12 protein-coding genes and 1 pseudogene are annotated in these 14,314 nt (G+C 42.1%); 8 read left to right on the top strand and 5 right to left on the bottom strand.

Going from position 1 to position 14,314, the window contains the following annotated elements:
- Both H5975_RS05265 and H5975_RS05260 read left to right on the top strand, forming a co-directional pair.
- Positions 1-1,762 (top strand): hypothetical protein (locus H5975_RS05265; RefSeq protein WP_204785175.1); only part of this gene is annotated, 1,762 nt, incomplete at its 5' end.
- Positions 1,763-1,941: 179 nt separating this feature from the next.
- Entirely contained in the window at positions 1,942-3,717 is a 1,776-nt protein-coding gene (locus tag H5975_RS05260; protein ID WP_086118426.1) for a hypothetical protein, read from the top strand.
- Here H5975_RS05260 and H5975_RS05255 read toward each other — a convergent pair.
- On the bottom strand, positions 3,714-4,868 hold the full coding sequence (locus tag H5975_RS05255) for an RNA-guided endonuclease TnpB family protein (protein ID WP_098047065.1): 1,155 nt from the start codon (positions 4,866-4,868) through the stop codon (positions 3,714-3,716). The genes H5975_RS05260 and H5975_RS05255 overlap by 4 nt on opposite strands.
- A gap of 371 nt (positions 4,869-5,239) precedes the next feature.
- Here H5975_RS05255 and H5975_RS05250 point away from each other — a divergent pair.
- A pseudogene (locus tag H5975_RS05250) lies at positions 5,240-5,605 on the top strand (IS30 family transposase); the annotation flags it as partial.
- A 104-nt stretch (positions 5,606-5,709) separates the two neighbouring features.
- On the opposite strand, the gene H5975_RS05245 reads toward H5975_RS05250, so the two are convergent.
- Positions 5,710-6,648, bottom strand: coding sequence for a 2-dehydropantoate 2-reductase (locus H5975_RS05245; RefSeq protein WP_086118428.1), 939 nt, complete (start codon positions 6,646-6,648; stop codon positions 5,710-5,712).
- A 13-nt stretch (positions 6,649-6,661) separates the two neighbouring features.
- A complete protein-coding gene (locus tag H5975_RS05240; protein WP_056994923.1) occupies positions 6,662-7,453 on the bottom strand; it encodes a 2-keto-4-pentenoate hydratase in 792 nt (263 codons plus the stop codon).
- A 583-nt stretch (positions 7,454-8,036) separates the two neighbouring features.
- Here H5975_RS05240 and H5975_RS05235 point away from each other — a divergent pair.
- The 5 genes from H5975_RS05235 (at position 8,037) to H5975_RS05215 (ending at position 12,685) form a co-directional block, all read left to right on the top strand.
- Positions 8,037-8,954 (top strand): ABC transporter ATP-binding protein, encoded by a 918-nt coding sequence (locus tag H5975_RS05235; RefSeq protein WP_012399426.1) that lies wholly within the window; start codon positions 8,037-8,039, stop codon positions 8,952-8,954.
- Positions 8,941-10,557: an ABC transporter permease gene (locus H5975_RS05230; RefSeq protein ID WP_013085964.1), complete on the top strand. Its 1,617-nt coding sequence runs from the start codon at positions 8,941-8,943 to the stop codon at positions 10,555-10,557. Before H5975_RS05235 ends, H5975_RS05230 begins: the two co-directional genes overlap by 14 nt.
- Positions 10,554-11,192, top strand: a complete 639-nt coding sequence (locus H5975_RS05225; RefSeq protein ID WP_204785174.1) for a TetR/AcrR family transcriptional regulator — start codon at positions 10,554-10,556, stop codon at positions 11,190-11,192. The genes H5975_RS05230 and H5975_RS05225 overlap by 4 nt, the downstream gene beginning before the upstream one ends.
- A 116-nt stretch (positions 11,193-11,308) precedes the next feature.
- A complete protein-coding gene (locus H5975_RS05220; protein ID WP_003596518.1) occupies positions 11,309-11,896 on the top strand; it encodes a recombinase family protein in 588 nt (195 codons plus the stop codon).
- 72 nt (positions 11,897-11,968) lie between these two features.
- Complete coding sequence (locus tag H5975_RS05215; RefSeq protein ID WP_204785173.1) at positions 11,969-12,685, top strand: phage minor head protein; 717 nt, start codon at positions 11,969-11,971, stop codon at positions 12,683-12,685.
- Positions 12,686-12,894: 209 nt separating this feature from the next.
- Here the strand turns inward: H5975_RS05215 and H5975_RS05210 are convergent, their stop codons facing one another.
- Complete coding sequence (locus H5975_RS05210; RefSeq protein ID WP_204785172.1) at positions 12,895-13,470, bottom strand: replication protein; 576 nt, start codon at positions 13,468-13,470, stop codon at positions 12,895-12,897.
- A gap of 1 nt (position 13,471) precedes the next feature.
- Positions 13,472-13,993 (bottom strand): helix-turn-helix transcriptional regulator, encoded by a 522-nt coding sequence (locus H5975_RS05205; protein WP_239473154.1) that lies wholly within the window; start codon positions 13,991-13,993, stop codon positions 13,472-13,474.
- Positions 13,994-14,314 lie beyond the last annotated feature (321 nt).

The following is a 14,314-nucleotide window of genomic DNA, read 5'->3' as shown; positions in this document are numbered from 1 at the left end:
ATATAGGGGTAATAATATGACAATTAATTACATTAGCTCTAAACATAAAGGGCCAATAAACCTGAATGAAAAAGACTTAAAGTTACTAAAGTTAGTTGGCGATTTAGGCTTTGTTAATCTAAACCAGCTTGATATGTTATGGTCTGTTATTAGCCATTACCCAACCCGCTTTACACGTTCTATTTTAAGAGAATGGTGTAGCCATGACGGTTTACTTAAAAAAGTAGATAAATCTAAAGACAAACGCCCTAGCAAACTCTCTAGGACTGTTTACCACCTTACCAATAAAGCTAAACACTTTTTAGCTAACCAGCATATATGGCCTAATAGTGCTGTTAATGCCCCTAATGTTGGGCTTAATAGCCATAATGAACAAGCAATTGAAGTTATTGTACAAGGCATCTACGCTGCTGCATTTAAGTACCAAACGTTAGGCACAACTAACCAGCTATACACCACTAATAACTACCAGAACTATATAGTTACCAATCCCAACTTTATAGATAAAAAGATAATAGTTAATCAATCTCTTAAAGCTCCTGACGGTGCAGGAGCACAGCAAGCAGCCGGTGGCAAGAGAAAGGGCCGCACGGTGGCGGACCCACAACAAAGAACACCGGTGGAACAGGCAAGCCGGGCGGTGCCGACTAGCCTGACGAGCACGGCAACCAACAAACAGACAATTAACGACCAAATAAGCATAGATAAAACGGTGCAAGACCAATTACCTCAGTGGTTAGCAACGTACCTACCAAGTAATGAGACCTTAGTAGATACCCTACCCCAATTAAGTAACCAAATAGGACGTTTATTAGTTGATGGAGTATTAGTACCTAGTGTTATAAGAAGCACTAACAATCATAAGCATGGCAAAGAACAGGACAGCTTGAGTAGTAATAGCAAGGTATCAGATACGAGTAACCTAAATGCTCTATTAAAACAGTACTCTATCGTTGGTACTCCTACTAATGCTAATCAGCCTACTAAGTCAAATACTTTCGAAAAAAAGCACGCACGCCAAGGGCTGGCGCACGTGAAAGACGTTAGCCGAAAACGGCACCGCAGGAGTTTGTCAGGCGAAGCCACCGGCAAGCCGTTAAACACCGTTGTTTCAGGTAGCACCGCTGGAAACTGCAATGGGGATGACTTAAGTATTTTTAAAGCTGGGGATGCTTTATGCTCTCAGATCAGCTTATATGAAGCTTACAACCAACTAAATACTAGTCTTAGCAGTTATTGCCACCTACAGGGGATGCTTAATACTGGTGCAACTGTTGCCCTATGGTTACTGACTACACCGGTTTCGGACGCTAGGGATGAGATTAATGCTAGTCAAGATAGTCAAGACATGGTTGCAATCAAGCCTCACAGAAGTCACCGGAAGCCTAATAGGAAAGGCAGGAAGCATCATCAAGCAGTTTTAAGGAAAGTTGATAAGAAAGGCAATCAGCCCCATTCAGGGCACTCTCAGCAAGCCGTTCAAAGCTTCTTTGCGGAAGCCCAACGGGAACAAGAAATTAATGACCGCCTTGAAGTTTACACTGACCGGCAATGGCGCAAATCATACGAAGCAAGGTCCGATAATCACGCAACGCAGAGTTCCCAAGATGACAGTAATACCAAAGGATTCTTTAGTATTGAAGGCACTGATGAACATATTCCAGAAGAAAATGGGTTCACTAACTTAATTAATAAGGCAAAAAGTGACGATTATATCAACTATTTAGCTAATCAAGCAGAACAGACCACTGAACCATCATAAATAATGGACCATGAGCGAGAACAATCATCAAATAAACTTAACAAAAAGCAGCAAAATGTCTTGGAAAACCACCGAGGGGGCAAAATGCCCCCAAAATGCCCCCAAAATGGGGGCACTAAATCAAGATCACGGTGCTAATTCTGAGGGTGCCCCCAAAATGCCCCCAGAATGCCCCCAAAATGGGGGCAAAATGGGGGCACATCCAGAAAACCGCGAGCGCTCCGGTGGAGGCGCACAAAAATTCGCAGCTTCCGGCGGTGCCGTCAGCCGAACAAGCCTTATCCTATTGCTTCCCTAATCAGCAAGATTCATTAAATATCAAAATAACTTCATCTTCAGCTGTTAATGATTCTTCATTCCTGCTAACTCCGCATCAAATTCAGAATAACTACCATTTTCTTTCAACGAAACCATTCAATTTCCATGAAGTTACTGACTGGAGTCATTTACTGTGGTCCCAAATAGCCATTTATCTGAAATTAGCACAGCTTAACTTTCGCCACTTCTCTCATCATCTTGACCATTTGCAATTTAATGATTCGTCAAAGTACCTTCGAGAAAAACCAGCCGTCCGTCGGTTTGCTGAACTAAATGCAAATGTTCTCACTCGTGACTTATCGTTAATTAATAACCCTGCTTTTTGCCTAGATGATTTTGACTTTAGTCCCTTTAACCGCCAATTTAAGAATGAGTTTGCGGAGAAAAATGAGCTTCCTTTCGTTGCCGATATGATGATTAGTTTTAATCGGCATCACCAACGCCATGAATTGTTTGTCGAACTAGATAATCGGACCGAATCAAATGATCGCCAAGCTAACAAAATTTTGAACTACCTGCAATATGCTATTAAGCATCCTAAGAAAGATATTGAAGTTATCTTTGCGGTAACTGATGGTTCTCTCTCCTCTAATCGAGCAAAGAACTTTGCCAATGTAGGACGTAAATTGGGTAACTTGGCTAATCGCATCATGCAGACTTTTGTGGTTCAGAACGGACAACAGGTCTATTTAGCTGACCTTTATCAGCAAGCCAGTAACCTACAGGTTCGGTTGTGTGGGGTTAGTGAAGCATATATCGACGTTGCCGAATACTTACTTGGCAGCAACTACTTCCCGGACTACTTAATTTCCTTGAATCAACTTATAAAGACAATGAATAACCAAACGGACTGGAAAGCTAGTTTTCATCCTAATCAGATGTTCAAAGGACTATTGGAAAATCCTCCATTGCTAACTCAAGTTGAGGGGATGAACCATAATACTAGCTATCGGAATCACGAATCAAAAGGCTTAAAACGCTACCTACCTGAATCAGTAATTAATCAGCAAGGCGTATGGGGAACCATTGTTTTCTCTTACCCGAAAGCTAATATTTCTTATCAGCAACCCGTCCTCTTTGGTCACGAACATGAACTTAATACCGTCATGGAAACCTACAATCTTTCTTACTTAGCAAAAAAGAGCAGTCAACACGGCTACCCTATTGTGATTTACCCTCACCGGGAACGATCAATTACTAGTGTTTCTCTACCGTTATTAAAGTCTTTGGTTTCGTGGAGTGATTATTATGGCTTTAGGCAACCGTTAATTGTTCAACCAAGGTTCAGCCAATCAGATTCATGGCAATTGCGCCAAGAGTTGAGATGGCTCACTATTCAGTACGCCCGAGCTATTCATCAATTTTATTTGAAGTTTGATAGCCAGCTCTCTCTTGCACGAAGAGAAAGATATTGTCAAAATCATTTAGTCTTCCCTGAAATTGATTCAGTTCGACCCTCTCGGTCTTATAATAAACTTCATCAATTAGCGAAGAAGCTTTCTCAAAGCGAGTTTATGAACTACACACCGACTAAAGTCGGTGGTTTCTGGGAACACAAAATAGTATTTAGGATATTACATGTGTATTCACAATACCTAACTTACGGAACTTTGCTATTTACCATGGCTAGTCCCTAGCCTTCGGCTTTTAATCCTTTATGTAAGATATTAACTGCCGCATTAATATCCCGATCGTGATGCGTACCACATTTAGGACAAGTCCATTCACGAATATTAAGAGGCTTTGGACCACTACGATAACCGCAATGACTACAAATCTGACTGGTATAGTTTGGCTTAACAGTAATTAATTGTTTACCATACCAAGCACATTTGTACGTCAACATAGTCCGAAACTGGTACCAACTTGCATTGCTAATTGATTTAGCTAAATGATGATTTTTTCGAAGGTTCTTGGTTTTCAAATCCTCAATTACAATCACATCGTATTGCTTAACTAAATCAGTAGTTAGCTTATGCAGGTAATCTTTACGCTGATTAGCTATGCGTTGCTGACAACGAGCTTTTCGCCGTCGTGCTCTTTGCCAGTTCTGATAATCGTCAATTTCCATTTTGAAATCTTTATGATTATGGTTCCACTGGCGAACAGCTACGGTGGCTTGATATTTACGTTTGGAATACTTACTTTGCCAAATGGTTGATTGCTTTTCTAACCATTTAGCATTGAAAGTACTAAACTTTTCTCCGTCAGAACTAATTGCTAAGTCAGCTATTCCCATATCAAGACCAACGGTCTTTCCTGTTTTAGGTAAGAGAGCTGGTTCATCTGTTTCTACTTGTAATGACAAGTAATAACGTCCCGTTTGGTCATAACTTACGGTATAACGTTTAACCTTGTAATCGGTTAATTGAGTAGTTTTGCTAGATTTGATAATGCCAAGTTTTGGCAATTTTAGGTAACGCTTAGCAACAACAGAAATTGTAGATTTCCCTGTATATGACTGCTTAACTGTATGTCTACTCTTAAAGCGTGGATAACCACCCTGATGCTTAAACAACATCTTAAAAGACTGTGCTAAGTTGTGATTAGCTACTTGTAGACTAGTCGAATCACTCTCTTTTAGAAACGGATATTCCTGTTTAAGTCGCTTTAGTAGGGCATCCATTTGATAGCCGTTTACAAAGTGACTACTTGGATTATTCTTATAGCGTTGCTTAGCCATAGCCAACATCTGATTCCAAACAAAACGATTATTCCCAAACATTTGTAATAGTTGGGCTTGTTGTAATTTGCTTGGGTATAAGCGTAGTTTAATTCCTTTTAGCATTTTTATATTACTCACCTCCGTTATATTAAGATGATGCCATCGAGGGTGAGTAATTACAACATCAATACGATTAGAAATTGGCATCAAAATTTTAATTTAAGTAAGGGCATTCATCCCATGACTAAAGTCACGGGCTTTCTGCCTAATTATTATCAGTAAAGTAAGTATGCGATGTTCCCAGAATCTCCCACTTCAAGCGTTAAACCGTAGTTTTAGCTAAGTGGGAGTAGTTCAAGCCTGATCATATTTTGTTTTAACATAACGCAAACCAACAAGTTCTTCTTCTATTAATTAGTGCTTTTCAACTTTTGCCACAAGTAATAAAAAAGGAGGCTGGGAATTAACTATTATTTTCTAGCTTCTAACTAAGTACTGCCGAATGTGTTAATACTCACCTTGATCAATGACTTGCCAAAATACCACGGCACCTCTTCAAGTCCATCACATTTGATAATGGTAAAGAGTTTGCCGAATGGCGTGAGATCGCTAATAAGTATGATATTAGTACCTACTTTGCAGAAGTTGGTGCTCCCAATCAGCGGGGGTTAAACGAAAACAATAATGGTATTATTCGACGTGATGGGCTAAAGAAGGGCATGTATTTTCGTTCATTACCTGATGAATTAATCCGGCAAATTATGACACGCCGTAATAACATTCCACGCAAGTCACTTAGTTACCAAACGCCTTTAGAAGTATTCATGAAGCATATTACAGATGATCAATTTCTAATTTAAATTGACGTTCCGGGAATGTAAAAAAGTCGGCCCATGAGCACTCTAAGTTCATTAGCCGACTTTTTATGTTTAAAATATTAATCTGTCCGGGTGAATTTTCACTATCACTGAGCATTTTGTAATTCCTCCTTCGTGTGGAGCTCAGCCGTTAACAAATCACACAATGGGGTTGCAAGTCCATATTTCTTACCATGACGGGCAACATAGCCGTTAATATAGTCAATCTCTGTCCGCCGTTTGTTCTTGACCAGGTCCTGGTACATTGATGGGTAATGAGCACCGATAACACGGTAGCAATCTTCAACGTGCTTCACTGCTTCATCTACATCAAGGTGAATCCCCTCTTTTTCACCAACAGCAGCAAATTCCTTTACCACGCCAACAACCATCTCATGGGCACGACTTGTCTTACCAAATTCCTCAAGATTGCATTCAAAAAGGGTACACAGTGTGTTTAGTGTCCCATTAACACACCCTTTGCGAAAGACCGAATACCGTGGATCATCAAGTAATCGCGCCTTCAAGCCCGCTTCATCCAAAGTCTTAACTAATTCCGCTGCTCGACGATCTTGTGGTTCCCCCGGTTCAACGTTTCGTAACTCACAGCTCCCATCATCTTCCAGCAAGACGTGGTCCGGTCGGGTCATTTGTGCAGTCCACATTGTGTTACCAAGAAATACCCGATTCTTTGGCAGGTATTTCTCCAAGGTTTTCTCATGACCAATCCCGTTCATCAGGCAAAGGGCCAACGTATCATCATCAAAAACTGGCAGCATGTCCTTAACCATCTGTTCCAGTTGCATACTCTTGGTGAAAAAGAGAACCACATCAAAGTGCAGATCATGCGGTACCTCCTTTTGTCCATATACCGGAACATCTACCGCTACTTCTTCGCCATCGAGGTTTGCCCGGAGGCCACCTTGTTTGAGGGCGGCAACCCGTTCATCCCAACCATCAACAACTGTGACATCATTACCAGCTTGTTTTAACTTGAGGGCAAAACGCGTCCCCATCGCGCCAACTCCCGCAACTGCAACTTTCATTTAATCACGCTCCCTACTTAGCATTGACGACTACATTGCCAAATCCTTGGTCAAACTTCACTTCCCACTCACCAGCCGTAAGCTTTGGTGGCAGGACAAACGTACCGGATGATACCATTTGGCCCTTGCTAAACGTCTTCCCTTGTTCATCAAGTTTCTTGACTAACCACTGCAACGACTTAAATGGGTTGCCCAATACTTCTGATGATTCACCATCCTTCAATTTTTCACCATCTTTGTAAAGGTCTGCATGAACCTTTGCCGCATCATCAACACTGTCAAAGGCCTTGTCGGCATCGCGTTCTTCCCCGTAAACAACTAGGCCACCAACCGCACAATCAGACATTACGTTATACTTTCCAAGGTCCGGGAACCAGTCGACGAAACGCGCATCTGGCAGTTCCAAGTCACCGGCAACCGTCACCTTATGGAAAAGATCGTCAAGCGAGTCAGTTGGCTTCAGATCTTCCTTTGCCCGAAAGGCCAGTTCAACTTCCAGGAGCGGTTCGTTAAGGGTGGACAAATCGACATCCGCTGGTGACTGCAAGAACCGTTCTGCAACTTGTTGTCCGTATAACGGTGAATCCGCGTCAAACATGTCCTGGGTCTGCTTGCTCGTCAGTGATACCTTATAGCCTGCTGTTTCCTTTCCCTTTAACTTCATGACTTCATCTTGAACTGCATAGGCCGTGTCATCATCTGTCACTACGTCTTTCCAGTCGTCTTCTTTTAATGGGGTATTGGTGTCATAAGCTGTAAATAGTGCCTTGGCGAATTCTTCTTGCTTTGTGTTTAATTCAGTCATAGTAATTACCTCCAAAAAGTTCTTACAGCTAAATTTAGAAAGAAAAAAGCGTTCTTACCGTCGCATTTCTGCAACTGTAAGAACGCTTCCGCGTGGTACCATCCTACTTTAACCGGCACAAGGCCAGTCATCTCAATCACAAACTAACATTTGTGGCCAAGGTAATGGATGGCAACCAACCTAAGCTTACTTTAATTCAGCCGGTAACTCAGGAACGATTAACTCCCACGAGCCGTGACTAACTTTCACCAACCGTTAGCTCTCTGCACCTAGTCCCTGGTCATTATTTCCTTCAACGTTTTTCTCATCTAAATTTAATTGTTGATGATAATATACGCGCGATTATCTTCATTGTCAACAGTGAAAATTAAAATTCTTTAATAAAAGTGAACTGAGATCTCACTTTGCAACTTAAAATCTGTTGCACTTACATTGTAAATCCGGCGTCACAAAAAAATTGACTGACGAGTCAATAATTCGTTGACTCGTCAGTCAATCGCGACTATACTGTAGGCGAAAAGGTTGATCAGATACCGACATATTAAAACGTGTTTCAAGTTTGACCTTAAGGAGGATGACAAAAATGACAACAGCTATTATCGAACTTGACCATCTTCAAAAAAACTTTGGCAAGTTTGCCGCATTAAAAGATGTCAGTTTCACGTTGGCACCCGGTCAGGTTCTGGGTTTTCTAGGACCTAATGGGGCCGGCAAATCCACGACCATTCGAGTTATTTTAGGCTTATTAAAAAAGAGTGGCGGCTCAGTGACCGTCTTCGGCAAAGATGCCTGGCGGGATGATGCGGCGATTCATCCACGCATCGCCTATGTTCCTGGGGACGTTTATTTATGGCCAAATCTTTCTGGCGGCGAAATTATCGACCTATTGCTACGTTTAAATGGCCGCCAGCATAATCAAAAGACCGATGAACTAATCAAGGCCTTTGAATTTGATCCGAAGAAAAAAGCTCGTACCTATTCAAAAGGCAATCGTCAAAAAGTAGCGTTAATTGCTGCGTTGTCGCAAGATGCCGATTTGTATATTTTTGATGAACCCACTTCTGGGCTTGATCCATTAAATGAACAGACTTTCCAGCAAGAAGTTTTAAAACTGAAAAGAGCCGGTAAAAGTGTGCTGCTATCAAGCCACATTTTGTCCGAAGTCGAGCGAATGTGTGATTCAATTGTTATCATCCGTGATGGTAGTGTGATTGAGAGCGGCAATCTTGATCAATTACGGCATCTATCGCGGATCAAAATTGAAGTCACCACCGCTACCCCAATGACTGCTTTGGCAAAGCAAGCTGGCGTTCACGACCTCACTTATCGCGATTCCGAGCACACCAAGGCGGTTTTCACCGCTGATCGAGACGCGCTTGGCACCATCATGACCACACTGGCCGCCAACACCGTGGTCGACATGCAATCAACGCCGCCAACGCTGGAAGATTTATTCCTGCGTTATTATGGAAAGCAAGGTGAGACTCATGCGGCACAGTAATCGGAACGCAGGTTATCTGCTTCGGGCAAACCTCAAACAAAATCTAAAATTTTCACTCATCTGGCTTGTCATTTTGATCATGATGATTGCCAGTGGTGCTGGCAAATTGGAAGCAGCCTTTGCAGGCGGGGCCTCGGGCTCTAAAGAGATTGTCAAAATGCTGCAAGCGCCGGGCATGGCGGCAATGTTTGGCGCGATGCCAAAGGTGGACACGTATAACACAGCGATTGTGTTTGCTGGTGTGATGGTCGTCTTCATGATTATTTTGCAGGCCTTATGGGTTATGCCGCTGATGATTCGCAACACCCGCGGTCAAGAAGAAAGTGGCTTGCTCGAAATGGTTCGCGCTCGCAATGTTGGGCGAACGGCTGCCATCACCGCCGCTTCGCTTGAGCTTCTCATCGACAGTGCCATAATGGGTATCCTCTATTTTGTCTCGTTGGCCGCTGTCAACATGGGTGGTACTGACTTGTACGGTGACTTCCTGTTTTCACTGGGGATGGTGATCGCCAACTTGCTATTCGGAGCCATTGCGTTGCTATTCGCGCAACTAACCAATAACACACGTACAGCCAATATGTTGAGCTACATGGTGCTGACTGCCGCTTATTTGGTTCGGCTGGTCACCGATATCCAGCATCAAAATCTGACGTGGTTATCACCAATTGGTTGGTTCGAAAAAGCAAACTTCTATACTGATAACAACGTCTGGGCTTTAGGTTTGGCCTTACTGGTCAGCATTCTGCTTGCGGCCAGCGCCACCATGATTGCCCGCAACCGCGATCTGGGCGCCGGGATTATTGCTGAACGCACCGGCCGAGCCAAAGCTGCCGGCTGGCTTCGCTCGATCCCTGCCTTACTGTGGCGAACTGAGCGCGGATTATTTGCTGGGTGGTTAATCGGCGCCGTGGTGTTTGGCGGCGTCATGGGTAGTGTGCTCGGCGGCGTTGGCGACATTCTTAAAACGAATCCGCTTTATCGTAAAATACTAGATGTTGGCCAAATCAACGCTGCCAATCAGACCATGGTCCTGTCATTCTTAGGCATGTATCTCGGCATTTTCGTCGCATTAGCCGTGACTGCTGGCGTCCAAGTGGCATTCCGACTCAAACGCGATGACAACCTTGGTTACTTGAGCGTCATTCATGCCGAAAAGCCAACGCGAACCACGATCAGTGTCAGCTACTATTGCTTTGGTCTGCTGGCAGGCGTGTTCGTCCTTTCTGCTGGGCTGCTGGCCTTGTTCTTCACTGGGAACACTGTTCTCAGTCACCCGTTGCCGCTCAAGTACCTCGGTCGCCTATTCGTGGCTAGCGTTCCGGCTGTGATATCGTTTATCGCCCTTGGCATCGCACTAGTCGGTCTGTGGCCACGCTTAAGCAGTCTATTCTGGCTGTATATGGGAGCCGGTCTGATCGTTCAAATTTTCCGGGGATTGTTTGATTTGCCAAAACACGCAGGCAACTTCACACCTTTTGGCTGGATTGCCAATGTACCGGTTGAAAACGTTGATCAAACATGGCTAATCGTGATGGTTGTTAGCGCTATAGTATTATTTATTCTTGGCATTGCTGGTTATCGCCGTCAGGATTTGAGCCTATGAAAAATGTTGTGACAGATCCTGAAAAGGTCACCCGAATCCTCAAAACAGCGACGGAAATTTTCGGCCAGCAAGGCTTCATCAAGAGCAAAACCGATCAGATTGCCAACCAAGCACAAGTATCTAAGGGCTTGCTCTTCCATTATTTTGGCAATAAACAAGCGCTGTATCTTGACGCTTTCAAATATGCCTATCATCGAATTTATGATCACATGGACCCTAAAAAGTGGCAGAATGCCCCTAGCTTGGCTGCCATGATGACCACTGCAGTTAAGTATGAGTTGAAACTACAATTCAAATTCCCAGCTGAATACCGCTTGATGATGCAAGCCTATGCTGATTTACCGCATTTTCCCGAACCGTTGCGACAACAAGTGCAGCAAGAAACAACTGCCATATCCGCTGAAACCGATCGCATTTTTCGCGAGAAAATTGAACAGCTGCCTCGTCGTGAGGGCCTGTCAGTCGATGACGTTTTCGGTGTCGTTTCTGCCTTAATCGCCCAACAAACGGCGGTCACCACCAGACTCATTGCCAGTGGCCATTATCGCAAGTTTGAAGATCTGCAGTCCGTGGTTGAGACGATGGCACGCCAGTTATTGATTGTCGAACACGGCTTTTTACCAGATGAAAGTTGACGTCAGCTGATAGATCAAAAAAGGTCATTAGGGTATACCCTAGTGGCCGTTTTTATTTCTGTGCTATACTAGGAATTACAATCGTTCATTAGAACTGTCCAAAAGGAGAATTGGAAATGGCTAAAATCGGTTATGCGCGTGTGAGTTCCAAGGAGCAACATTTAGATCGACAGTTAGCGGCTTTAAAAGACGTTGATAAATTATTTACGGATAAATTAAGTGGGGCTAACACTAATCGGCCAGAACTGCAAAAAATGCTGGCCTATATTCGTGAGGGTGATATTGTAATGGTCACTGAATTAGATCGCTTAGGCAGAAACAACCATGATTTGACTAAGATCATGAACTCCATTCAAAATAAGGGTGCCACCCTAGATGTGTTAAATTTGCCGTCCATGACAGGGATTGCTGACCCAAATTTACGTCAACTGATGACCAACTTGATTATTGAACTCTATAAGTATCAGGCCGAAAGTGAACGTAAGCGAATCATTGAGCGCCAGCAACAAGGGATTGCCTTAGCTAAGCAGCAGGGTAAATATCATGGGCGCAAACCCCAATATGCCAAAGATGATCCCCGTTTGCAACATGCTTTTAAGCTTTATCGAGCTGGCATGAGTGACATTGATGTGTCCCGAAATACAGGTATTAAACGGACGACCTTTATTCGATACCGTGTGAAATACGGTATTAAAAGAAAATAGGGCGCCCTTTTGGTTAGCACATGTTAACTGAAAGGGTCCCTATTTTCTTTACTTAAAAGGTAGATTGATGAAATGCTAGCTAACGCTAGTCCTAGTGATAAATTGTCTAAACGCTTGCAAGCAATCTTTGCCCAAGCATCTATTTCTCGGCGTGATATGTTGGGTGCAATGATTGGCGCCGGTATGAATATTGCTACAGCAAAAAGTGAATCATTTGCAGTGAATGAACTCAAACAGCAGTATATCGATGGCTATAATAATTCAAGCCCTAATAAACTATCAACAGTTCCAGATAAAGTAGCCAACCAAGCTGAGTATTCTCAACGAATTTGGGTGCATGGCGACGTCATGACGACACGAATGAAAGAAACCCTGAACAAGGGTTTGAGTCGCCGCATGAAGAAATCAGACATCAATAAAATGACCCGCAGTATTCCTCAAAGCGGTGATCGAATTGATGACAATTTAACAACGCCTATGAACCAAATGCTATCCAGAATTCATACGTTAACAACTAATGAAGCTATACGCAATAGCAACGGTGGTAAGAATATAGCGTATGATGAACAGAATGTTCAGTATGTGATGTGGTTAACCGAGGAAGATGATCGTGTTTGTGATATTTGTGAACCACTTGATAGACAAACATTTGCCTATGGACAAGCACCGATTCCAGTCACGGATACTCATCCAAGGTGTCGTTGCCAGCTGGTAGCCTGTGATGAAGATGGGAATCTGCTGTCTGGTGAACTTGATAGGGTATTTAAGGAACAAAAAAAGCCCACTTAGTTTAAAACTAAGTGGGTCGCTTTTTATTATTAAGGATTATTAATTTTATCAATAACTTTTCTCAAATATTTAACTAACCAGACAAAAAAGATAACTAAAGCAATAATATATACAAAACCCATTATCATTTTAAACACCTACCAAGTATAAGTAACTTCTTTACACTTATAAGTTATCATAATTAGAAAACGTTTTCTAATAGTGTACTTTTATAAGCTATTTTTCTTCTTCAACCACATGCCATCAATCATCTTGTTGATTGCTAAAGTATTATTATTAATCGCCACGTCAAACCATTCATCTGATTTTTGAATACAAATCATTAGAAAGTCAGCATAATTATCAATCTCATTTTCGTAAATATAAGTGATAATATCTTTCATCACACTTATTTTATTTGTTTTCGTTAATTCAAAATAACTTTCAACATCAGCACCACCATGAGCAACAATCTCATCTCTTGAGTATTGACATTTTTCAGGATTATCCAAATGAATAAAATACCTAATCATTCCACGTCCTGAACCAACTTTTTGTGGCGCAGGCACATTCAAAGGTTCAATGATTTTCTCAACTGCTTTAAGTGTAATTGGACCGTCTGCTGACAACATCACATGCCAATGCGGTTTTTTGAACGTTCCGTCAGGATTGAAATCTTTATCATGCAAAGGACTTTCAACCCAACGCATATGCGTTTCATCTAAAATCTCTCGCCAATTTTTTGGCGCACTCTCTGGATACACAATAAATGCCCAGTCTCTACCTTTTACAATCTTTTCACTCATGTTATAATAACCTCACAATCATATAATGCGTAAATATGTTTTTCGTACAAAGCCCCTTCTGCAAAAGGGGCTTTTTTTTATTTAAAAATAGAACCTTTTCACTAGGTAATTTAGTGTACCCGACTTTATAGGATAAAAACGGATCAAAGCGATCAATCGTCCCAATACCTTTATAATATCCCAAACATAAAATACCAATACTAACCAGTGCTAGTACGATCAAGCCACCTAAACCAAAAGTCCAACGACGATAACGACTTTTAAGCTTAACATCATGATCTATCTGGGTAGCCAAAGAGGGTTCTTTATCTTTTTTCATTGCAATCTCCTCGTTAAATAGAAGTTTTTCGAGTGAGATGTTAAACAATTGACTCAAAGCATGCAGGGTCTCTAAACTTGGCATATTCTTGCCAGTTTCCCAAGTTGAGACTGTTTGGCGAGTCACATGTAATTTTTGAGCTAACGCTTCTTGGGTTAAGTTAGATTGCCTGCGCAAGGTCTTGATATCGTCTTTAAAGCTCAAATCTCACTCCTCCTAAATCATAATCAAGGATCTAAGGCAATCCTAGCAAGAATTACTAGCATTAGTCACGCAAATGTTACTTGCACAAGCCAATAAAGCCATTCTTCAGATCGTAATAACGTTCTGAAGAATGGCTTTAGAAATGATCAAAGGCCTATTTGTTAGAAATAGACCCTATTTATAATTTTGTACAAGTTCGGATAGATTATCTTTCTAAATTTCAAGAATAAGTTAGCCACTAAGCTGAAATAAATAGCACTGACCAATTAATTATTGGTTGATGAGAACGTGACATCTCTTGATAGAATGCTTTACAGTAAA

Source organism: Limosilactobacillus coleohominis (assembly GCF_016901675.1).
GTDB classification, from domain to species: Bacteria; Bacillota; Bacilli; order Lactobacillales; family Lactobacillaceae; genus Limosilactobacillus; species Limosilactobacillus intestinavium.
The sequence above is the reverse complement of the archived record's forward strand: the minus strand, read 5'-3'. Positions and strand labels throughout refer to the sequence as shown.

Excerpts from the sequence above, each read along its gene's own strand:
- H5975_RS05255 (WP_098047065.1), bottom strand. The coding sequence starts at position 4,868 with ATGCTAAAAGGAATTAAACTACGCTTATACCCAAGCAAATTACAACAA.
- H5975_RS05220 (WP_003596518.1), top strand. The coding sequence starts at position 11,309 with ATGGCTAAAATCGGTTATGCGCGTGTGAGTTCCAAGGAGCAACATTTA.
- H5975_RS05215 (WP_204785173.1), top strand. The coding sequence starts at position 11,969 with ATGCTAGCTAACGCTAGTCCTAGTGATAAATTGTCTAAACGCTTGCAA.
- H5975_RS05210 (WP_204785172.1), bottom strand. The coding sequence starts at position 13,470 with ATGAGTGAAAAGATTGTAAAAGGTAGAGACTGGGCATTTATTGTGTAT.
- H5975_RS05230 (WP_013085964.1), top strand. The coding sequence starts at position 8,941 with ATGCGGCACAGTAATCGGAACGCAGGTTATCTGCTTCGGGCAAACCTC.
- H5975_RS05260 (WP_086118426.1), top strand. The coding sequence starts at position 1,942 with ATGGGGGCAAAATGGGGGCACATCCAGAAAACCGCGAGCGCTCCGGTG.
- H5975_RS05225 (WP_204785174.1), top strand. The coding sequence starts at position 10,554 with ATGAAAAATGTTGTGACAGATCCTGAAAAGGTCACCCGAATCCTCAAA.
- H5975_RS05240 (WP_056994923.1), bottom strand. The coding sequence starts at position 7,453 with ATGACTGAATTAAACACAAAGCAAGAAGAATTCGCCAAGGCACTATTT.
- H5975_RS05245 (WP_086118428.1), bottom strand. The coding sequence starts at position 6,648 with ATGAAAGTTGCAGTTGCGGGAGTTGGCGCGATGGGGACGCGTTTTGCC.
- H5975_RS05235 (WP_012399426.1), top strand. The coding sequence starts at position 8,037 with ATGACAACAGCTATTATCGAACTTGACCATCTTCAAAAAAACTTTGGC.